This window comes from Mycolicibacterium psychrotolerans, from assembly GCF_010729305.1.
Lineage (GTDB): Bacteria > Actinomycetota > Actinomycetes > Mycobacteriales > Mycobacteriaceae > Mycobacterium > Mycobacterium psychrotolerans.
Genome location: NZ_AP022574.1, coordinates 4,841,466 through 4,862,812, shown reverse-complemented (window position 1 = coordinate 4,862,812; position 21,347 = coordinate 4,841,466). Strand labels below are relative to the sequence as shown.

The window sequence follows — 21,347 nt, the reverse complement described above, 5'->3', positions numbered from 1 at the left end:
CGGGCCCGCCCGCCCGCCCGGCGCGGGATCATGTCAGTACTGAGTAGCGGGGAAGACGGGGGATGGCCGGGCCGGAGGTCGAGAGGGTCGCTTCGTGCGGGTCGTGCGGCAACGACCTGCGGGCCCGCTCGCGGTTCTGCGATGTCTGTGGATCGCCGGTGCGCGCCGGCCCGGCGCCGGGCGAACACAAACACGTGACGGTGTTGTTCGCCGATGTGGTCGGTTCCATGAGGCTGGCCGCAGACCTCGACCCCGAGCGTTATCGCGAGATCATGAACGAGCTGTTCAATCGTTGCGCCGCCGTCGTGCAGCGCTACCAGGGCACTGCCGACACGTTCACCGGCGACGGACTGATGGCGATGTTCGGCGCACCCGTGGCGCTCGAGGACCATGCGCTGCGGGCGTGTATCGCCTCGTTGGAGATCCAGTCGGTGGCCGAGGCGCTCTCCGCGGAGATCTCACGTCGTGACGGCGTCGGTCTGGCACTACGGGTCGGCCTGAACTCCGGCGCCGTCGTGGTCGGTGAGATCGGGTCGGGTCCCGGCCGGTACACCGCGATCGGCCATGCCGTCGGGATGGCCCAGCGCATGGAGGCGGCGGCACCGCCGGGCGGAGTGCTCTGCTCGGCCACCACGGCCGACCTCGTCGAGCGGGCCACGCGAATGGGTCCCGCTGTAGAGGTGCGCATCAAGGGGCAACGGGATCCTGTTGTGGCTCGCCGCCTGATCGGGGTCAATGCCGGCCGAATGGTGCTGGGCCGCAACGAAGCAGCGATGTTGGGCCGCGATGCGGAACTCGACCGGCTGTGCTCTCTGGTCGAGGGCGGCCGCGGAGGAGATCTCGTCACCGTGGTCGGCCCGCCCGGCGTCGGAAAGAGCCGCTTGGTCGAGGAGTTCTGTCGCCGCGCCAGCACCGCCGGCGCGGCTGTGGTCCTGACCGGATGTGATGCGCAGTCGATGCCCGTCGCGTTCCGCGCGCTGTCTCGAACCTTGCGCGCGATGTTCGGCGTCGACGGTCTCGGCAATGACGATGCGCGCGAGCGGGTGCTGGCACAGTTGCCCATGCGCTCGACCGACGCGCAGATCGTCTTCGAGGCCATGGGCTTGACCGACGCGACCTGGCCGGCGCTGCACGTCGGCGCCGACGGCCGGCGACACCGCCTGGCAGAGACGATCAGACGGTTCGTCCGGCGCCGCCCCGGTCGGTTGGTCATCGTCGTCGAGGACGTGCACTGGCTGGATGCGGCCAGTGAGGCGGTGCTGTCCGAGTTCGCCGCCGAAATGGGTTCGGCGTCGGCGATCTTCGTGGCGACCCACCGACCGGAGTACCGCGGGATACTGCTGCAGCACTCGGGTGTGACGATCCCCCTCGCGCCACTGAACGCCTCGCTGACCGTCGATCTCGCCGTCAATCTGCTCGGGAACGACGACACGATGCGAAGCCTCGCGGCCCGCGTTGCCCGGGTGGCAGCGGGCAACCCGTACTTCGTCGAGGAGATCGTGCGCGATCTGGTCGGTCGGGGTGTGCTGGTCGGCGGCCGGGGCAAGTACCGGCTCGTCGGCGACGCCGCTGACCTCGGCGTGCCGGTGACGGTGCAGGCGGTTCTCGCCGCGCGCATCGACCGACTCCAGCCGGAAGCCAAAGAGGTGCTGAATGCCGCAGCGGTCATCGGTACCCGGTTCGACACCGACACTCTCGCGGTACTGACCCCTGATGCTTCGTCGGCACACCTCGCCGAACTGGTCGCCACCGAGCTGATCGACCAGACCGAGTTCACCCCCAGACAGAAGTACTGCTTCCGTCATCCCCTGGTTCGTACCGTGGCCTACGAGTCTCAGATGGGCACACACCGCGCGCGGGCCCATCGTCAACTGGCGACCGCCATCGAGGCCCGAGGCAGTGTGGACGAGAACGCCGCGATGATCGCCACACACCTGGAGGCCGCCGGCGAACTGGAGGCCGCCTGTCGCTGGCATCTCCGGGCTGCCGAGTGGCTGAGGATGCGCGACATGTCCGCGGCGCGCCAGCAGTGGAAGAGTGCCGCGCGAGTAGCAGACGAGCTGCCCACCGGCAGTGACGACGTCGTCGCGCTCCGCATCGCACCGCGAGCAATGCTGCTGTCCACCGAACTCTTCGTCGGCGCCGACCCGGAGAACGAACAGCGTTTCCTCGAATTGCGCGAACTCACCGCACATACCGATGACAGGCACCCCCTGGCGTTGGCTCTTGCCGGCCGCATCGTCACCTTCATCGTCAACAGCAACCGGGTCACCGAAGCGATTCCCTTGGCGGTCGAGCTGACAGGTCTGCTCGACACGCTCGGCCCGGTTCCGGTCCAGGAACTTGAAATCCTCTATTCCGCGCTGGCATTCGCGCACTTGGTGAACTGCGAGTTCCGCGAGGCGATGGAGGTGGTCGGACGAAGCATCGCGCTCGAACTCGAGCAGCCGTCCATCGATCGAGCGGTTGCCTACGCGATCACCGGCCTCTGTGAGGTGTGCCTGGGCGATCGCGAGCGCGGTGTCGGTCATATCCGTCTGGCGACCGAGTTGGTACGCGTCATGTCGCCCGCGAGCTTCTCGACCGTCTCTCTGTACTGGGGCATGCTGGCGGTGATGGGCCTCTATGTCGCCGATGATCTGGTGGAGGAGATGAGGGAGCACCTGGCGCGGGCGGAATCCTTCGGTGACCGGTTCGGCATCATCGCCGCACAGTGGACCTACGCGACGCTGCTGATTCAGTCCGAAAGACCTTGCCGCGAGGAGGCTTTCGACCTCCTCCGAAGCGCCGAAGCCGGCATCACCGCCCACAACCTGCAGTCGTTCGCGCTGGCGATCACCGGAACACAACTGGCCAGAGAGGCTGCTCGAGACGGTCACCGGGACGAAGCCATCGACTCGATGCGACGACTGACGACGCTGCACACCCGAGACGCGCCGTTGCTCCACCTGGGATGCCCGGCGGAAACACTGTGCGAACTGTTGATCCACCGCGGACGACCGTGCGACCTGCTCGAAGCGGAGAGGGTGCTCGAACAATGGCACCTGAACATCCCGATGACCGCGCCGATGGACTTGTGGACCATCAGGATTCGCGCCCTGCTCGCGTCCGCGCGCGACGACCGTCCCGCCTACGAGCAGCTTGCCGCGGAGTACGCGATGGCCTGCGAGGCGACAGGGTACCGGCGTCATTGGGGTGGTCCCTACCCGATGCTCGCTGAGCGGGAGAACTGAGATGTCCACGATCCTCGCCTACACGTCGCCCGCCCTGGGACATCTACTGCCGATGAGCGCGCTGCTGGCCGAGCTGACCGCGCGTGGTCACCGAGTGCACCTGCGCACACTTGCTGGCGGCGTGGAAACTGCACGTGCGCAGGGCTTCTCGGCCGCTCCCATCGATCCGCGCATCGAAGCCGTCGAGATGGACGATTGGAGGGCATCCAATCCGGTGTCAGCACTGCGGCTGTCGGTGTCGGCCTTCAGCCGCCGCGCGCCTTATGAAGTGGGTGATCTGCACGTCGCGATCGCCGAGGTCCGACCCGACGGCCTGCTGATCGACGTCAACTGCTGGGGAGCGCAGACGGTCGCCGACGCCGCGGGTCTGCCGTGGGCCAGCTTCTCGCCCTACACGCCGGCCCTCGATGTCGAGGGCGTACCTCCGTTCGGGCTGGGCCTTCGGCCGGTACCGGGCGTCGTCGGCCGGTGGCGCGACGCCGCGGTCCGCACCGTGGTCAACCGGCCTCTGCAGCGGCCGGCGGTGAAGGCGGTCAACGCGATTCGCGCCCAGCTGGGCGCCCGGCCCGTCGCATCACTCGATGCCTTCCTGCGTCGCGCGCCACTGCTGTTCCTCGCGACCGGCACCCCGTTTCAATACCCGGGGGACTGGGGACCGACCGTGCAGATGATCGGTCCCTGCGTTCCCGATCCAGTCGCGGTCGACGCACCGGAGTGGCTGTCGGCGATCGACCGGCCCATCGTCCTGGTGACGACGTCGTCGGAGCGGCAGAACGACACGGCCCTGGTGAGCGCCGCCGTTGCCGCGCTGGTCGACGACCAGGTCGACGTGGTGGCCACGCTGCCCGCCGGGGCTCCGGAGGACATGACCGACCGCCCCCACGTGACCATCCGCCGGTTCGTCGACCACGATCTGGTCTTGGCCCGGACGGTGTGCGCCGTCACCCACGGGGGGATGGGAGGAACCCAACGCGCGTTGGCCCGTGGCGTGCCGGTGTGCGTGGTCCCGTACGGACGGGACCAGTTCGAGGTCGCGCGGCGGGCCGAGGTCGCGGGCTGCGGGACGCGGCTACCGGCCCGGCGGTTGTCCGTGCCCCGGCTGCGCCGCAAGATTCACGAGGCGATGACGATGGGCCCCGGTGCCGCCAGGGTCGCCGAGGGCTTCCTCGCCACCGGAGGCGTCGCCCGCGCCGCGGATCTCTTCGAGCAGCTGATGAGGCGCTGAGCCCCTCAGCTGTCCACCGGGCGGATCTGGCACGGCACCCCATTGACCACCTGCGTGCTGCTCGGGACGTCAATCAGCTCAGGGGGATTCACCAGGTTGGCGTTCACGCCCGGGTGCGCGTTCGCGACACCCAGTCGCGTCCCGTCCAACCCGTGTCCCCACCCGTGCGGCATCGACACCACACCGGGCATCATCTCGTCACTCACTTCGACGGGCACCCGGACGGCGCCCTCGGCCGTGCACACCTCGGCCACGGCGCCGTCTGAGATGCCGTGCCGAGCGGCATCCACGGGGTTGATCAGCAGCGTGCAGCGGTCCCGTCCACGCATGAGGGCGGCGACGTTGTGCAGCCAGGAGTTGTTCGACCGCAGATGGCGCCGGCTGGTCAACAGCAGCCCGTCGGCGCGGCGGTCGACACGGTCGGCCAGCCGGGCCACGTCGTCGGCGAGCATCGGGTGCGTCAACTCGATGCGTCCCGACGGCGTCGTGAGGACCTCCGCCAGTCGCCCGCCCTCGAGTTCACCCAGCCGCAACCCGTCGGGGTGGGCGCGCACCGCCTCCAGCGTGAGGCCGCCGGGGCGACGCCCGATGTCGTCACCCCAGGGACCGACCCGGATGCCGAGGTCGATCAGCCGCTCCGGGCCACCTCCCTCCAGAGCGGCGAACACCTCGGCGGGCTCTCGACCCCACAGCGGCGTATCACGGGATTGACTGGCGGCGAACACGATTCCCTGGGTGTAGAGATCGTCCATGGCGCCGACGTCGACCTCGGGAAGCGGCGTGCCGAGCACCGCGCCGGCCAGGCGCAGGAGGATCTCCCATTCGGACGGCCGGTCCGGGTCGGGCGGCAGCACCGGGTCCGACCACTTGACGCAGGACGCCGTGGAGTACATCCAGTACAGGTCGTCGCAGTGCGGGCGTTCCAGCGGGGAGAGCCCGGGCAGGATGACGTGGGCGTGCCGGGTGGTCTCGTTGAGCCAGTTGTCGATCGAGATCATCGCGTCCAGTCCCGGCAGGGCCGCCTGCAGGCGGCGGGCGCCGGGTGACGACACCGCGGGGTTGCCGGCGACTGTGATCAACGCCCGGAGTCGGCCGTCCCCGGGAGTGTCGATCTCTTCGGCCAGACAGCTGACCGGGAACTGTCCGAACACCTCGGCGGCGCCGCGCACCCTGCTGTGGAAGCGCCCGAACCGCCATCCCGGGCCGTCCTGGTCAGGTGGCTTCATGAACATCGGCGACCACACGGCCGCCTTCGGGAACAGCGCACCTCCGGGCCGGTCGACCGCGCCGAGGGCGACGTTGAGGACGAAGACCAACCATGTCGCCAACGTGCCGAATTCCTGTGTGCAGGAACCTATCCGGCTGTAGAGCACCGGATTCTGCGCGTCAGCCAGGCCCGCGGCCAGCCGGCGGATGGTCTCGGCGGGCACGCCCGTGGTGGGCGCGACCCGGTCGGGAGGGAACTGTGCGGCCAGCGCGATGACGTCGTCGAGTCCGTCGACCATGTGGCGCAGGTGTTCCGGGTATCGGATGTCGCCGCGCTCGGCGAGGGTGTGCAGGATCGCGAACAGCAGTAGAGCGTCGGTGCCCGGGCGGACCGGCACCCATTCGGTGGCGCGGCGGGCGGTCTGGGTTCTGCGCGGATCGACGACGACGACGGTGCCGCCGCGCTCCCGGATCGCCGCGAGCCGACCCATGATGTCGGGTGTCGAGAGCATCGAGCCCTGAGAGGCAGATGGGTTGGCGCCCAGCATGATCAAGTGATCGGTGCGGTCGAGATCGGGAATGGGGGCGTTCCACATGCCGCCGAAGAGCAGTGCGCTCACCACGTTGAGCGGCCACTGGTCGACCGTGCCCGGGGTGTAGTAGGCGCGCATTCCGGCCGCTCCGGCGAGGCCTACCAGAGCGCCGACATAGGTGGCCAGACCGACGTTGTGCGCCACCGGATTGCCGAGATACACCGCGAGAGCTTCGGCGCCGTGACGATCGAGGACCGGGCGCAACAGCCGCTCCGCCTCGGCGAATGCGTCGTCCCACGACACCGTGACCCGCAGACCGCACATCGCCTCACACAGCGGACAGGTGATGCGGTGTTCCACCCGCGCACCGTAACAAGCGGTGCGCGCGCGCTACTTCAGTTCGGCCGAGGACAGGCCGAGCAGCCGGCGGGCGACCACGAGCTGCTGGATCTGCTGGGTGCCTTCGAAGATGTCGAGGATCTTGGAGTCCCTGGCCCACTTCTCGAGCAGGGTCTGCTCGGAATAGCCGGTGGTGCCTGCCATCTCGACCGCCTTGAGGGTGATGTCGGTGCCGACGCGGGCGGCCTTGGCCTTGCCCATCGACGCCTCCTTGGAGTTCGGGATCTTGTTGTCGGCCTGCCACGCCGAACGCACGGTCAGCAGATAGCCGGCCTCCCAGTCGGCTTCCATCCGCAGGAACTCCGCGGCGGCCGCGCTCTGCGCGTGCGCCGGTTTGTCGTAGGAGATCTCGATGCCGGCCTCGGTGAGGATCTTGCGCAGTTCCTCCAACGCGGCGCGGGCGACACCGACGGCCATCGCGGCCACGATCGGCCGGGTGTTGTCGAAGGTCTCCATCACACCGGCGAACCCCTTGTCCACCTGGATCTCGGGGCTCCCGAGCAGGTTCTCCTTGGGGATGCGGGCGTTGTCGAACCGGATCGCGGCGGTGTCGGAGGCCTTGATGCCGAGCTTGTTCTCCAGCCGCTCCACCGTGACACCCGGATGATCGCGCGGCACGATGAACGACTTGATGGCTGCGCGGCCCTTGGTTTTGTCCAGCGTCGCCCACACGACGATGTGGGTGGCGCGGGATCCGGCGGTCACGTAGATCTTCTCGCCGTTGATGACGTACTCGTCGCCGTCCAGCTTGGCGGTCGTCGACACCGCCGCGGAGTCCGAGCCGAAGCCCGGCTCGGTGATGGCCATCGCGGCCCACACCTTGCCGAGCCGCTCGAGCTGCTCGGGGGTGGCCACGCTCGAGATCGCGGCGTTGCCGAGACCCTGGTAGGGCACCGACAGCAGGAGCGCGACGTCACCCCAGCTCACCTCGAGGGCGTTGAGGAGCGCGGACATGTTGGGACCGTTGATGTTTCCCTTGGGCCCGTCCCCGTCGCGCTGGAACGCCTCGGCGCCGGCGAACGAGATCGTGTTCGCCTCCGAGATGCCCTCGAAGAGGGTGGCCAGCGTGTCGAGCTCGACCGGGTAGTCGTGCTCTCGCAGGTCGTACTTGCGCGAGATCGGCCGCAGCATCTCGGCCGCACCCTGGTGGCCTTTCTCGATGACCGCCTGCAGCTTCTTCGGCATTTCCAGATTGATCGCCATGATCGTCCCGCTTTCCTAGAGAAGGGCTGCTTGTCAGAGAACGACGACACCCTCGGCGACGCCGAGAGCCCGCAGGTCGCGGTACCAGCGTTCGACCGGGTGTTCCTTGGTGTAGCCGTGGCCGCCGAGCAGCTGGACGCCGTCGAGGCCGATCTGCATGCCCTTGTCGGTGCCGAGTTTCTTGGCCAGGGCGGCTTCGCGCGCGAACGACAGTCCCTGCTCGGCACGCGCCGCGCCCCGCCACGTGATCAGTCGCAGACCGTCGAGCTCGATCGCGATGTTGGCGCACATGAACGCCACCGATTGCCGGTGTGCGATCGGCTCACCGAACGCCTCGCGCTCCTTGACGTAGGGGACGACGTAGTCGAGAACCGCATGCGAGGTGCCGACCGCCAGGGCGGCCCAGCCCAGCCGGGACAGTGCGATCGCCTCGGAGTAATTCCTGTCGAGTTCGGCCTCGGAGACATCCGCGCCCAATCGCGCGCCGAGCGGCACCGTGACCTTGTCGAGTTCCACCCGGCCCAGCGCGGCGGCGCGGATGCCCATGCTCGGATCCGGTGTGACCGTGAGCCCGGCGGTGGACGACTCGACCACGAACAGCGTCGGCTTGCCGTTGAGCTGCGCGGCGATGATGAACACCTCGGCGTCGGCCGCCGCAGGCACCAGCGACTTGACCCCGTCGAGCCGGTACCCGCTCGGCGTGCGCACCGCGGTGGTCTTGAGTGCCGTCGGGTCGAACAGCGGATGCGGTTCGGCGATGGCGACACACGCCTGCGGCACGTTCTCGCCGGCGAATTCGGACAGGTATGTCGCCTGCTGATCGGCGCTGCCCCAGTGGGTCAGGGCCGAAGCGACGCCGCCGGGCGCCAGGATCGGCAGGGCCAGGCCCATGTCGCCGTAAGCCAGGGCTTCCGCGACGAGCGCGTTGGTGACCGTGGTCCGGTGTTCGGCGATGCCGTCGAAGTCCTCCGGGATGTTGATCGCGGTGATGCCCAGTTCGGCCGCCTTGGCGATCAGGTCCGGGGGATAGGTCGCGGCCGCGTCGGCGTCATGGGCGGCCGGCCGCAGGATCTCCTCGGCGAACTCCTCGACGGTCTGCACGATCATCTTCTGGTCGTCGTCGGGGGTCAGATCGAAGTAGTCGGAGCCGCTGGCCTTCAGGCGGGTCGCCGGCTTGCCGATGCCTTGGATGCGCTTGAACTGACGCGTGGAGGCGCCTGCGGCGGAGAACGCCTGCTTCACGCCGTACTTCAGGCCCCGGTTGAGCGGGTCCCGCAGGTTGTACCTGTCCAGGAACTCCTGCCCGAGCAGCGGTGTGAGCAGGGCGATTCCGATGTCGGTCGCAGACCTCTTGTGCTTGTGCAGCCCGACGGCACTTTCGTGGCCGGATCGCTTGGACGGCAGAGTGTTCGTCATTGGTCGGCTGCCCTCAGGTGGTGTCGGAGAAACGCAGATGCGCAACTGACTCCAGAGTAAGGTATCGGAACTGACTATTGAGTAAGGTCCGTTGATCTGTTGCGCACCTCACATCGTCGCCGACCGTTCGCCGGGGTGTGCGGCAAACTTCGCAGACGTCAGGGCAGCGCCGCGAGCACCGCGTCGTGCAGCAGGCCGTTGGTGGCCACCGCGCTGCCGCCGTGCGGGCCCGGATTCCCGGCGAGATCGGTGAAGCGGCCGCCTGCCTCACGAACCAGGATGTCGAGCGGCGCGAGGTCCCACAGCTTGACCTCCGGCTCCACGGCGATGTCGACAGCTCCCTCGGCGACCAGGCAGTACGACCAGAAATCGCCGTAGCCGCGCACCCGCCACACCGTGTCGGTGAATTCGACGAACGTCGTGCGCGCCGCATCCCACCCGGTTGTCAGGTCGGAGTACGACAGGCTGGCCGAACCGACGTCGGCGACGGCCGAGACGGAGATCGGGCGTGGGGTGCCGGCGAACGAGGCGAAGGCGCCCTGACCCCGGCCGGCCCACCACCGCCGCGCCAGGGCGGGCGCGCTGACGACGCCGACCTCGGGAACGCCGTCGACGAGTAGGGCGATCAGCGTCGCCCACACCGGCACGCCGCGGACGAAGTTCTTGGTGCCGTCGATCGGATCGACCACCCACTGACGGCCGGTGAATTCCCTGGTCCCGCCGAACTCCTCGCCGAACACCGAGTCGGCCGGGCGGTGCTCGGCCAGCCGGTCGCGCAACAGCGTCTCGGCATCGAGGTCGGCGTCGGTGGCGGGGGTCATGTCGGGCTTGGTCTCCACGCGCAGGTCCACCGCGCCGAAGCGCTGCATCGTCAGCGCATCGGCTTCCCCGGCCAGCGTGAGGGCCAGGGCCAGGTCGTCGGCCACGTCAGGGGAGTGGGTGCTCATACGTGCCGTCCTACCATGGCGGTGTGGCCGAACTCGCGATCATGCTGCTCATCATCGGTGCCATCGTGCTCGTCGCGGCCCCGTGGATCATGCGAAGGCGCGGCGCGGGCAACGATTGGGTGCCGGGAACACTGCTGGTCACCGGCGTCAGCCCGCGTCCGGTCGACATGACCGGCGAGCAGTACGCCACCATCACCGGCGTCATCAACGGGCCGACGGTCAACGAGTACACCGTCTACACGCGCATGGTCGTCGACGTGAACGCCTGGCCCACGATGGGTCAGCTCATCGACGTCGTGTACTCGCCGGGCAATCCCGAGAAGTGGGCGTTCGCCCCCTCACCCGTGCCCGATCCGTAGCAGCTCCTCCACGCTGGTCACCTTCACCCGCGGCCGCCCGGAGCCCTCGCCCGCCGTGCGCTCGTGCGCGTCGATGAGTTTCCAGTGATCGTTGGTGACGAGTTTGGGCTGCCGTTCGAGCAGCCACCGCTCCACCTGTTCGGCACGGTCGGGACCCAGGTCCGTGGGCTCCGCCGCGCGCAGATCGGCGAGCAGGGTGTTCACGGTCTCCTGCGAGTCGCTCTTGTTGCTGCCGATCACGCCGGTCGGACCGCGTTTGATCCAGCCCACGACGTAAGCGTTGTGGCTGTCCTGCACCTTCCCGCCCGTGTGAGGGATGGTGCCCGACCGTTCGTCGAACGGCAGACCGGGCATCGGCAGCCCGCGGTATCCGACCGCACGGACGACCAGCTGCGCGGACACCTCCTCGCGCTCGCCGGTGTCGCGCGCCGAGACGCGGCCGTCGGCACCGCGGACCAGAACGTTGCGGCCCAACACGATCGACTCCACCTTGCCGTCGCCCTTGATCTCGATCGGCGACGTGCGGAAGCGGAAGACGATGCGCCTCTTGGCTCCGCGCGGTTCCAACTCGGCGTAGCCACGCAGCACCTTGATGTTGTTGCGCACCGTCTTTCCCGCGGCCTCGAGGTCCTCGTCGGTGATGTCGGCGAAGTCGGCGGGGTCGATGACCACGTCGACGTCACCGAGGGCCTCGAGGTCGCCGAGCTCGCGCAGCTCCAGCGTGGTGAACGGCGCCTGCAGCGGGCCGCGCCTGCCGATGACCAGCACCTCCTCGACGCCGCGATCGTGCAGCAGATCCAGCGCATGGTCGGCGATGTCGGTCGCCGCGAGCACGTCGGGGTCACTGACAAGGATGCGTGCGACGTCGATCGCCACGTTGCCGTTGCCGACAACGACGGCGCGGCCGGACGAGATGTCCGGTGTCATCGCCTCGAAGTGCGGGTGCGCGTTGTACCAGCCGACGAAGTCGACGGCGGCCACACTGCCCGGCAGGTCTTCCCCGGGAATGCCCAGCGGCCGGTCGGACTGCGCACCGTTGGCATAGATCACGGCGTCGTAGCGCTGCGCGAGCTCCGCGGGCTGCACGTGGTCGCCGACGACGATGTTGCCGAAGAACCGGAAACGCGGATCGGCGGCGGTCTTGTCGAACTGCGCCGAGATCGACTTGATCTTCGGATGGTCCGGTGCGACACCGGACCGCACCAGGCCCCACGGCGTGGGCAGCATCTCGAGCATGTCGACACGGATGTCGCGCTGCGCCGGGTCGTCGCCGGATCCGGCGGCCTTGAGCAGCGAGGCCGCGGCGAAGAACCCGGACGGTCCGGAGCCGACGATCGCGACGTGATAGGGACGCAAAGGGGGCATATGGGCTGCCTTCTGTCGCTGCCCGGCCACGCGCAGGGGGCTGTCGCGACGCGGCCGGACGAGGGTTGCCTCCCGATGCTAGAACGCGCTCGGCGTGGACCGGGGCGAACGCGCGGACCGGTAACCTGATCTCCCGTGCATCCTGATCGTCAAGCCGACATCGCCGCCCTCGACGCCACGCTCACCACGGTGGAGCGTGTGCTCGACGTCGAGGCGCTTCGCGGTCGCATCGCGAATCTCGAACAGGAGGCCTCCGACCCGAAGCTGTGGGACGACCAGGTGCGGGCGCAGAAGGTGACCAGCGATCTGTCGCACGCCCAGAACGAACTCCGCCGGGTCGAGGAACTGCGCCAGCGCGTCGAGGATCTGCCGGTGCTCTACGAGCTGGCCAGTGAGGAAGCCGGGGCAGAAGGTGACTCTGCTACCGCCGAGGCCGACGCCGAACTGCGGCAACTGCGCGAGGACATCGAGGCGCTGGAGGTCCGCACCCTGCTCTCGGGTGAGTACGACGAGCGGGAGGCGCTGGTCAACATCCGATCGGGCGCCGGCGGGGTCGACGCCGCCGACTGGGCGGAGATGCTGATGCGGATGTACATCCGGTGGGCCGAGCAGCACAAGTATCCGGTCGAGGTCTACGACACCTCCTACGCCGAGGAAGCCGGCATCAAGAGCGCGACGTTCGCCGTGCACGCGCCGTTCGCCTACGGCACCCTGTCGGTCGAGCAGGGCACCCACCGCCTGGTGCGCATCAGCCCGTTCGACAACCAGGGCCGCAGGCAGACGTCCTTCGCCGAAGTCGAGGTGCTGCCGGTCACCGAGACCACTGATCACATCGACATACCCGAAGCCGACGTGCGGGTGGACGTGTACCGCTCCAGCGGACCCGGCGGTCAGTCGGTGAACACCACCGACTCCGCCGTTCGACTGACCCACATCCCGACCGGTATCGTCGTGACTTGCCAGAACGAGAAGTCGCAGTTGCAGAACAAAGTGTCGGCAATGCGTGTGCTTCAGGCGAAATTGTTGGAGCGCAAGCGCTTAGAGGAGCGGGCCGAGATGGACGCCCTCAAGAGCGACGGCGGCAGCTCCTGGGGGAACCAGATGCGTTCCTATGTGCTGCACCCGTACCAGATGGTGAAGGATCTGCGCACGGAGTACGAGGTCGGAAATCCAGCAGCGGTGCTTGATGGTGACATCGACGGCTTCCTGGAGGCCGGTATCCGGTGGCGCAACAGAAAAGATGACAGCGACTAGCCCTTGACCAACACGCTTCTTGCATTCGACCTCGCGTCCCGGTGGCACGGCTTCTGGCGCGGTGACATCGGCGTGTGGATTCTCGACCGCGGAGTACGCATCGGGCTGCTGCTGATCGGCGCTCTGCTCGCGGCGAGATTCATCAACTGGACCGCGAAGCGCATCACCCGGCACATCGACGCCGAATACCAGGAAAGCGATCAGCTGGTCCGCTCGGAGAGCGCCAAACACCGGCAAGCGGTGGCGTCGGTGATCTCCTACGTCTCCGTGGGCCTGTTGCTGGTGATGGTGCTGGTGCAGATCACCGACATCCTCGCGATCCCGATCAGTTCCCTGGTCGCGCCCGCCGCCGTGATCGGCGCCGCGCTCGGCTTCGGCGCGCAGCGGCTGGTGCAGGACCTGCTGTCGGGCTTCTTCATCATCACCGAGAAGCAGTACGGGTTCGGTGACCTGGTCGCGCTGACCGTCGCCGGAATCGCTCTGCCCGCCGAGGGCACGGTCGAGGACGTCACGCTCCGCGTCACCAAGCTCCGTTCAGCCGAGGGGGAGATGTACACGATCCCCAACGGGCAGATCGTGAAGACCGTCAACCTGTCCAAGGACTGGGCAAGGGCGGTCATCGACATCCCGGTCCCGGTGGCCGCCGACCTCAACGCGGTCAACGACGTGCTGCACGGCGTGGCCGACAATGCCAAAGACGACGCCCAGCTCAAGGACCTGCTGCTCGACGCGCCGCAGCTGATGGGCGTGGAGAGCATCGAACTGGACACGGTGAATCTGCGGATGGTGGCACGCACGCTGCCGGGCAAGCAGTTCGAGGTCGGGCGGCGGCTGCGCGTGCTGGTGGTGCGCGCACTGCGCCGCGCCGGGATCGTCGCGCCCGGAGAAATGGCATCGCCCGTCGTCGCGGCGATCCCGCATCCCGCCCGATCCGACGACGCGGCCAAGGAAGCGCCGCCCCAACCGGAGTCGCAGCGATGAAGTGGACCGATTGGATCTGGGCGCCGAAGCGCCCGGGCAGCACCCGCGGCTGGCCCAACTACATCTTCGGCGGCCGGATGCGGACGTCGACGGCGGCGCTGATCCTCGCGTTCGTCGCACTGTTCTGGGTGAATCAGAGCTTTCAGCCCGCGTCGTCGGAGAAACCGGCCGACCAGACGCAGGTGGTGCCGCCCGGCTTCGTGCCCGATCCGAACTACACGTGGGTGCCGCGGACCAATGTGCAGACCCGCGCGCCGGAGACCACCACCCGCACCACGACGACCACGACGAGCACCACCACCCCGGCTCCGACGACCACGTCGCCGCCCTCGGAAACCACGTCGCCCACCAGCACCGACGGCACCGCGCCGGGTGCCCCGAGCACCACCGTGATCGACCCGGACGGGCCGGGGCCGCTGAGCCCGCAGACGTTCACCCAGGCACCGCCGACGCTGGCGCCCACCACGGTCGCCCCGCCCGGCGTGCCGCCGGTGACGACTGCGACGCCTCCCCTGTGAGTCGGCAGCACCGCGGTGCCTGCGCGCCTCCCCGCTACACTGGCGTGCCGTGATGATCACCCTCGACCATGTCTCCAAGCAGTACAAGTCGTCGGCGCGGCCGGCGCTCGACAACGTCTCGGTCAAGATCGACAAGGGTGAGTTCGTCTTCCTGATCGGCCCGTCCGGGTCGGGCAAGTCCACGTTCATGCGCCTGCTGCTGGCCGAGGAGCATCCGTCGTCCGGCGACATCCGGGTCTCCAAGTTCCACGTCAACAAGCTGTCCGGCCGGCACATCCCGGGTCTGCGCCAGGTCATGGGCTGCGTGTTCCAGGATTTCCGGCTGCTGCAGCAGAAGACGGTCTTCGAGAACGTCGCGTTCGCGCTCGAGGTGATCGGCAAGCGGGCCGACACCATCAACCGGGTGGTGCCCGACGTGCTCGAGATGGTCGGGTTGTCCGGCAAGGCCAACCGCCTGCCCGCCGAGCTGTCCGGTGGCGAGCAGCAGCGCGTCGCGATCGCGCGGGCGTTCGTCAACCGGCCGCTGGTGCTGCTGGCCGACGAACCGACGGGCAACCTCGACCCGGAGACCAGCAAGGACATCATGGATCTGCTCGAGCGGATCAACCGCACCGGAACCACGGTGCTGATGGCCACCCACGACCACCACATCGTCGACTCCATGCGTCAGCGGGTCGTCGAACTCGAACTCGGCCGGCTGGTTCGCGACGAACAGCGCGGCGTCTACGGAATGGATCGCTAGTGCGCTTCGGCTTCCTCGTCAACGAAGTCCTCACCGGGCTTCGCCGCAACGTCACCATGACGGTCGCGATGGTGCTCACGACCGCGATCTCGATCGGATTGTTCGGTGGCGGCCTGCTGGTGGTGCGGTTGGCCGACCAGTCCCGCGCGATCTACCTCGATCGGGTGGAGAGCCAGGTTTTCCTCACCAACGACGTCTCGGCGAACGATCCGACGTGCGACGCGGACCCGTGCAAGGCGCTGCGCAAGACGATCGAGGACCGCCAGGACGTGCGGTCTGTGCGCTTCCTCAACCGCGACGAGGCCTACGACGACGCGATCCGCAAGTTCCCCCAGTACAAGGACGTCGCAGGCAAGGACGCGTTCCCGGCGTCGTTCGTCGTCAAGCTCGACGATCCCGAGCAGCACAAGGACTTCGACGACGCGATGATCGGCCAGCCGGGCGTCTTGAACGTCCTCAACCAGAAGGACCTGATCGACCGCCTGTTCGCGGTGCTCGACGGCATCAGCAACGCGGCGTTCGCGGTGGCGCTGGTGCAGGCCATCGGCGCGGTTCTGTTGATCGCGAACATGGTCCAGGTCGCGGCCTACACCCGGCGCACCGAGATCGGCATCATGCGATTGGTGGGCGCCACCCGCTGGTACACCCAGCTGCCGTTCCTGCTCGAGGCGATGCTCGCGGCGTTCGTCGGGGTGCTGATCGCCATCGCGGGGCTGATCGCGGTGCGGGCGTTGTTCCTGGAGAGCGCGCTCGACCAGTTCTATCAGGCGAACCTCATCGCCAGGGTGGACTACGCCGACGTGCTCTACTACAGCGCTCCGTGGATGCTGTTCCTCGGCCTGGCGATGTCGGGGATCACCTCGTACGTCACCCTGCGCCTCTATGTGCGGCGGTAGCCGTGGCCAAGAAAGCGAAAGGCGTCAAGGACACCAACAACCAGGTTGTCGCCACCAACCGTAAGGCGCGGCACAACTTCGCGATCCTCGAGACCTTCGAGGCGGGCGTCGCGCTGATGGGCACCGAGGTGAAGAGCCTGCGCGAGGGGCAGGCCTCGCTGGCCGACGCGTTCGCCACCGTCGACGACGGCGAGATCTGGCTGCGCAACCTGCACATCCCCGAGTATCACCACGGCACGTGGACCAACCACGCCCCGCGGCGCAACCGCAAACTGCTGCTGCACCGCCGGGAGATCGACACGCTGGTCGGCAAGACCCGCGACGGCAACCTGACATTGGTGCCGCTGTCGCTGTACTTCACCGGCGGCAGGGTCAAGGTCGAGTTGGCGCTGGCCCGCGGTAAGCAGGCCCACGACAAGCGTCAGGACCTGGCCCGCCGGGACGCCGAACGTGAGGTCACCCGAGAGCTGGGACGACGCGTCAAGGGCATGACCTCCTGACCGGCGTCCTCAGCGCACTCATCGCGGCGCTGGGTTACGGCGTCAGCGACTTCGTCGGCGGCTACGCCTCGCGCCGTATCGCCGCGCTGCGGGTGGTGCTGCTGTCCTACCCGCTGGCGCTGATCCTGCTCACGGTCATCGCGGTCCCCGTCGGCGGTGAGCTCAGCGCACCGGCCGTGTGGTGGGGGCTGTTGGCTGGGGTGGGTCAGGCGTTCGGCGTGTGGTGGTTCTACGCCGCACTCGGGTCGGGTCCCATCTCGGTGGTGTCGCCGCTGACGTCGGTGCTGGTCGCCGGGGTCCCCGTCGGCGTCGGTGTGGCGCTGGGCGAACGACCCAGCGCGCTCGCTGCGTGCGGGGTGCTGCTGGCGCTGGTCGCGGTGGTGATGGTCAGCCGCCAGGCAGGCGATGAGGATGTCCGGCCGCACCGGTTCACCGTCAAGGTGGCCTGGCTGACGATCGGATCCGGTGTCGCGTTCGGTCTGAACTTCGTCATCCTCGACCAGGTCCCCGTCCAGGCCGGCCTGTGGCCCCTGGTGTTCGGTCGGCTGGCGGCCACGGCCATCGTCGCGTTCGCCGCGGTGCTGACCGCGAACTTCGTGGTCGAGCGGGGCGTGCCGATGCGGCTGGCGCTACTCGCCGGGGTCCTCGACGCCGTGGCGAACACGGCCACCCTGCTCGCCCTGCAGTCCTCGCTACTGTCGCTGACCGGTGTGCTGGTCGCGCTGTATCCGGCGGCCACGGTCCTGCTCGCGGTGGTCGTCCTGCGCGAGCGGGTGACCCGGGGTCAGGTCGCCGGGATGATCTTCGCGTTCGCTTCCGTCGCGATGATCGCCGTCGGTTAGTTACCGTCATGAGGGGCAACTCGACGGCCGGAGACGTTCGTCGGCGAGTGAAGGGGATGGCGGCACGGGCTTCCGGTTGCGCGTCGCGTTGGTCGTCACAGCAACGCTGCTGCTGACGGTCAACTCATTCGCGCCCTGGGGTGAGCAGACCGCCCACTGGATCGCCGCCGTCGCGCAGTGTTGCTCGGGGATCGGTGCCGTCGTTACGGGCTGTTCGAGTCGCGCCGCGTTCACGGTGTCGCGCGGTGGTGGCGCCTGCTCGCGGTCGGCGCCGTCGGAACCGTGCTCGCCGGCCAGCTCGTCTGGTGGCTCGCCGACGGGAAGTGGGCGCCGGTCTGGGTGACGTTGTACTGGCTGTTCCCGATTCTCGCACTGGCCTCGGTGGTCGTGCTGGCGCGCACCTGCGGCCGGGTCGGCCTACCCGAGGACGGCTCGATGAGGCATGCCGCCGTCCTGACCCTGCTGGACGGCATGGTGGCGGCGACGTCGTTCGCGATCCTGATGATTTTCGGTCTCGGCACGGTGTCGACCACGTCGTTCCCGCGGTCGGGGCACCCGGTGGTCGAAATGTCCTATGGCGTCGCCGAACTCGTGCTGGTCGTCGTCGGCGCGGTGACCGGAATGGTCTACCGGGCCGAGCACCCCTACCGGGTGAACTACCTGCAACTGGGCAGCGGCCTCGTGCTGATCGCGGCGTCCGACAGGATCATCGCGTACTTCGGCGCGGTCGGCTTCGACAGCGCCACGCTCTGGGGCGAGCTCGGCCTCGCCCTCGGGCCGCTGTTCGTCGCGCTGTCCATGCGGGACAGGGAGCCGTCTGCACCGGAGACGCAGGGGTCGCGACTGATCGACTGGACGCAGCTGGTCCTGCCGTACTCGGGGTTCCTCGGCATCACGGTGCTGCTGGCGTTCCACGTGTTGACCGGCAATGTGCTGGGGCCGGTGGTGGTGGGGACCACGGTGGCGATGGTCGTACTGGTCGCTGCGCGGCAGGTCGTCGCGATGGGGCAGCAGCGGCTGCTGACGCGTCGGCTCTATGACGCGCAACGCCGGTTGGCCCATCAGGTGCTGCACGACTCCCTGACCGGTCTGCCCAACCGGTTGTTGTTCGCCCAGCGGCTACAAGAGGCGATGAACCACGGTCGGTTCGTGCTGATCTTCGTCGACCTCGACGACTTCAAGGACGTCAACGACCGGTTCGGCCATGCCGCCGGAGACGACCTGCTGTGCGCCGTGGGGGAGCGCCTGCGGCGGTGCGTCAGCGACGCCGACACGCTGGCCCGCATCGGCGGCGACGAGTTCGCGATCCTGATCGACGGGGAGAGGCAGAACCCCGAGGTGGTTGCCGACCGGCTCCGGGTGGCGCTGCGCGATCCGTTCCTGCTGCACGGGTCGTCACTGCGGGTGCGCGCGAGCATGGGGCTGGTGCGCGCGGATGTCGGGCCGAGTGCCCTCACGTCCGACGATCTTCTGCGCCAGGCCGACATCTCGATGTACGCGGGCAAGCGGCTGGGCAAGAACACGGCGGTGGTGTATCAACCCTCGGCGGGGGTGCGGGCCGACTTCGCCACCACGCTGCGCAGCGCTGCCGACGGTGTGCCCGCCGGCTTCAGCCTGTGCTTCCAGCCGGTGGTGCGACTGCCCGACGAGACGCTGGTGGCGGTCGAGGCGTTGGCGCGCTGGACCGCGCCCAACGGGATCCAGATCCCGCCCGAGACCTTCGTCGCGGCCGCCGAAGCCGCGGGCCTGGGGGCGGCGCTCGACGGGTTGGTGCTGCGCCTGGCCTGTCAGGAGGTCGCGGCCTCCGGTTTGGACGTGGACATCCACGTGAACGTCGGTGCCGCCCGGTTGGGCAACCCCGGCTTCGAGGACGACGTCCGAAGCACCCTCTCGACCTGCCGGATCGACCCCGAACGGCTCGTCCTCGAGATCACCGAGACGCTGCCGATCGTCGACCTGGCCGACGCCGCGGCGCAGATCGAACGCCTCAACGCCACTGGGGTCCGGGTCGCGCTCGACGACTTCGGCGCCGGCTACAACTCGCTGACCTACCTGCACGCGCTGCCGGTCGGCATCGTCAAGCTCGATCGCAGTCTCGCGGTCGGATCGGTGGCCGCCCGCGATCTGACGTTGTACCGCTCGGTGGTCGGGTTGTGCGCCGACCTCGGCCTGGACGTGATCGCCGAGGGCATCGAGTCGCCCGAGCAGGCCGCCACCATCCTGGCGGCGGGCTGCCGATTCGCGCAGGGACACCTGTTCGGTCGCCCCGCGCCGATCGCTGACATCGTGGCCGAATACGGCGATCTGGCACCGATTGTGCGTCCAGGGCGGCTCGACGCAGCTTGAATTCAGGCGGTCGCTGCAGCGAATGTGGACGGGTCTGAGAGTAGTCGGTCGAGTTCTTCGGCGGGGGTCCGCCAGCCGAGGCGTTTGCGGGGTCGCGCGTTGAGTTCGGCGGCGACCTGGTCAAGCCATCCGGGCCCGTAAAACGACAGGTCAGTGCCTTTGGGGAAGTACTGGCGCAGCAGTCCGTTGGTGTTCTCATTGGTGCCGCGCTGCCAGGGGCTGTGCGGGTCACAGAAGTAGATCGGTAGTCCGGTGGCTTCGGTGATCTTGGTGTGTAGCGCCATTTCGCTGCCTTGATCCCAGGTCAACGAGCGGCGCAGGATCTCGGGAATGTCGGGAATCTTGACCGCCATCGCCTCGGCCAGGGTGGCCGCGGTGCGGTCATCGGGCAGGTGCAGCAGCACCACGAAGCCGGTGGTGCGCTCGACCAGGGTGCCGATCGCCGAGCCTGAGGCGGTACTGCCCAGGATCAGGTCCCCCTCCCAGTGGCCCGGGATCGCGCGGTCGGCGGCCTCAGCGGGCCGCTCGCTGATGTTGATCATGTCGCGGATCTTGCCTCGGCCGTCAGCGGTGTTGCGGCCGTGTGGTTTTCGTCGCACCCGACCGGTGCGCAGCGCGGTCTTGACCAGCCGGGCCAACTCGCCGCGGGGTTGGACGTAGAGGGCTTGGTAGATCGTTTCGTGTGACACCCACATCTCCGGATCGTCGGGGAAGTCCTGGCGCAGCCGGCCCGCGATCTGCTCGGGGCTGTGCTTGTGCTCCAAGCCTTGCAGAACCTCTGCCAATAACGCAGGCCGCGACTCCAGCCGCCGTGGTTTGGGTCGTGTGCGTTTCTGCTCGGCGACGTCCTGGCCGACCCGGGCCCGATACCCCGAGCCGGTCGCCCGCGGACGAGCTCGCGACCGATCGTGTCGCGATGACGCTGCAGCAGCCCGGCCGCCCGTTCGGGGGTGTAACCGGTCTCGAGCAACTCCTCGAGCCGGCAGCGTTCGGTGAACGCCAACGGCGCGCGGGCGCTGCGATCGGTCGGGTTCGACCACGGCAAGCACGGGGGTTCTGGGCACGTACCCAGCCTGTTTGACCCAGCGCAGCGCGGCGTTCTCCGACACGCCGGCCAGCAGGGCCGCCTCAGTTGTCGATCCCCCGGAATGCATCGCCGCCCAGAACACCGCGCGCGCCGCCGCCGAATACCGCAGCCCGTGATGCCGGTTATCGGCAGCGATCCCGGCGGCACCGGCCCACTGACAGCCCGTCTGATGGGACACCCCGGCCACCGTCGCCGCCGCCGACTGCGACAACCCCGACCTCAACGCCTCCAGAAACACCTCGCGTGCCGGCCCGGGCACCTCTTTGCTGCCCTGCTTGCGAAACCCCATCGAACA

The 21,347-nt window shown here is 68.5% G+C and carries 17 protein-coding genes; 11 read left to right on the top strand and 6 right to left on the bottom strand.

Features of this window, described 5'->3' with window-relative positions; translation table 11 throughout:
* Window positions 1-62: 62 nt before the first annotated feature.
* On the top strand, window positions 63-3,233 hold the full coding sequence (locus G6N45_RS23590; protein ID WP_246228775.1) for an AAA family ATPase: 3,171 nt from the start codon (window positions 63-65) through the stop codon (window positions 3,231-3,233).
* A gap of 1 nt (window position 3,234) precedes the next feature.
* A complete protein-coding gene (locus G6N45_RS23585) occupies window positions 3,235-4,458 on the top strand; it encodes a glycosyltransferase (RefSeq protein WP_163725520.1) in 1,224 nt (407 codons plus the stop codon).
* Window positions 4,459-4,463: 5 nt separating this feature from the next.
* Here G6N45_RS23585 and G6N45_RS23580 read toward each other — a convergent pair whose 3' ends face one another.
* The 4 genes from G6N45_RS23580 to hisN form a co-directional block, all read right to left on the bottom strand.
* On the bottom strand, window positions 4,464-6,557 hold the full coding sequence (locus G6N45_RS23580) for a molybdopterin dinucleotide binding domain-containing protein (protein WP_163725518.1): 2,094 nt from the start codon (window positions 6,555-6,557) through the stop codon (window positions 4,464-4,466).
* Window positions 6,558-6,587: 30 nt separating this feature from the next.
* Window positions 6,588-7,799 (bottom strand): acyl-CoA dehydrogenase family protein, encoded by a 1,212-nt coding sequence (locus G6N45_RS23575; RefSeq protein ID WP_057146578.1) that lies wholly within the window; start codon window positions 7,797-7,799, stop codon window positions 6,588-6,590.
* 33 nt (window positions 7,800-7,832) lie between these two features.
* Window positions 7,833-9,215 carry an acyl-CoA dehydrogenase family protein gene (locus G6N45_RS23570; RefSeq protein WP_163725515.1) on the bottom strand — a complete coding sequence of 461 codons (1,383 nt, stop codon included), beginning with the start codon at window positions 9,213-9,215 and terminating at the stop codon, window positions 7,833-7,835.
* Window positions 9,216-9,373: 158 nt separating this feature from the next.
* Complete coding sequence (gene hisN / locus G6N45_RS23565) at window positions 9,374-10,162, bottom strand: histidinol-phosphatase (protein WP_163725512.1); 789 nt, start codon at window positions 10,160-10,162, stop codon at window positions 9,374-9,376.
* A 23-nt stretch (window positions 10,163-10,185) separates the two neighbouring features.
* Here hisN and G6N45_RS23560 point away from each other — a divergent pair, with 23 nt between their 5' ends.
* Entirely contained in the window at window positions 10,186-10,521 is a 336-nt protein-coding gene (locus G6N45_RS23560) for a hypothetical protein (protein ID WP_163725493.1), read from the top strand.
* On the opposite strand, the gene G6N45_RS23555 is transcribed toward G6N45_RS23560, so the two are convergent.
* Window positions 10,501-11,886, bottom strand: coding sequence for an FAD-dependent oxidoreductase (locus tag G6N45_RS23555; RefSeq protein ID WP_163725488.1), 1,386 nt, complete (start codon window positions 11,884-11,886; stop codon window positions 10,501-10,503). The genes G6N45_RS23560 and G6N45_RS23555 overlap by 21 nt on opposite strands.
* 135 nt (window positions 11,887-12,021) lie before the next feature.
* Here G6N45_RS23555 and prfB point away from each other — a divergent pair, with 135 nt between their 5' ends.
* From prfB to G6N45_RS23515, 8 genes are all read left to right on the top strand, one after another.
* A complete protein-coding gene (prfB, locus tag G6N45_RS23550) occupies window positions 12,022-13,140 on the top strand; it encodes a peptide chain release factor 2 (protein WP_163725482.1) in 1,119 nt (372 codons plus the stop codon).
* A 3-nt stretch (window positions 13,141-13,143) separates the two neighbouring features.
* The gene (locus G6N45_RS23545; protein ID WP_057146573.1) at window positions 13,144-14,121 is read left to right on the top strand and encodes a mechanosensitive ion channel family protein; all 978 of its coding nucleotides are present in this window, start codon (window positions 13,144-13,146) and stop codon (window positions 14,119-14,121) included.
* Window positions 14,118-14,639 carry an Rv3103c family proline-rich protein gene (locus G6N45_RS23540; RefSeq protein ID WP_179965229.1) on the top strand — a complete coding sequence of 174 codons (522 nt, stop codon included), beginning with the start codon at window positions 14,118-14,120 and terminating at the stop codon, window positions 14,637-14,639. Before G6N45_RS23545 ends, G6N45_RS23540 begins: the two co-directional genes overlap by 4 nt.
* Window positions 14,640-14,691: 52 nt before the next feature.
* Window positions 14,692-15,381, top strand: coding sequence for a cell division ATP-binding protein FtsE (gene ftsE / locus G6N45_RS23535; RefSeq protein ID WP_048417437.1), 690 nt, complete (start codon window positions 14,692-14,694; stop codon window positions 15,379-15,381).
* Complete coding sequence (ftsX, locus tag G6N45_RS23530) at window positions 15,381-16,277, top strand: permease-like cell division protein FtsX (RefSeq protein ID WP_057146572.1); 897 nt, start codon at window positions 15,381-15,383, stop codon at window positions 16,275-16,277. The genes ftsE and ftsX overlap by 1 nt, the downstream gene beginning before the upstream one ends.
* A gap of 2 nt (window positions 16,278-16,279) precedes the next feature.
* Complete coding sequence (gene smpB, locus G6N45_RS23525; protein WP_163725479.1) at window positions 16,280-16,777, top strand: SsrA-binding protein SmpB; 498 nt, start codon at window positions 16,280-16,282, stop codon at window positions 16,775-16,777.
* Window positions 16,774-17,619 (top strand): DMT family transporter, encoded by an 846-nt coding sequence (locus G6N45_RS23520; protein WP_163728958.1) that lies wholly within the window; start codon window positions 16,774-16,776, stop codon window positions 17,617-17,619. The genes smpB and G6N45_RS23520 overlap by 4 nt, the downstream gene beginning before the upstream one ends.
* A 177-nt stretch (window positions 17,620-17,796) precedes the next feature.
* On the top strand, window positions 17,797-19,965 hold the full coding sequence (locus G6N45_RS23515) for a putative bifunctional diguanylate cyclase/phosphodiesterase (RefSeq protein WP_308207131.1): 2,169 nt from the start codon (window positions 17,797-17,799) through the stop codon (window positions 19,963-19,965).
* Between the two features lie 2 nt (window positions 19,966-19,967).
* Here the strand turns inward: G6N45_RS23515 and G6N45_RS23510 are convergent, their stop codons facing one another.
* The gene (locus tag G6N45_RS23510) at window positions 19,968-21,119 is read right to left on the bottom strand and encodes an IS30 family transposase (RefSeq protein WP_246229178.1); all 1,152 of its coding nucleotides are present in this window, start codon (window positions 21,117-21,119) and stop codon (window positions 19,968-19,970) included.
* Window positions 21,120-21,347: the final 228 nt, after the last annotated feature.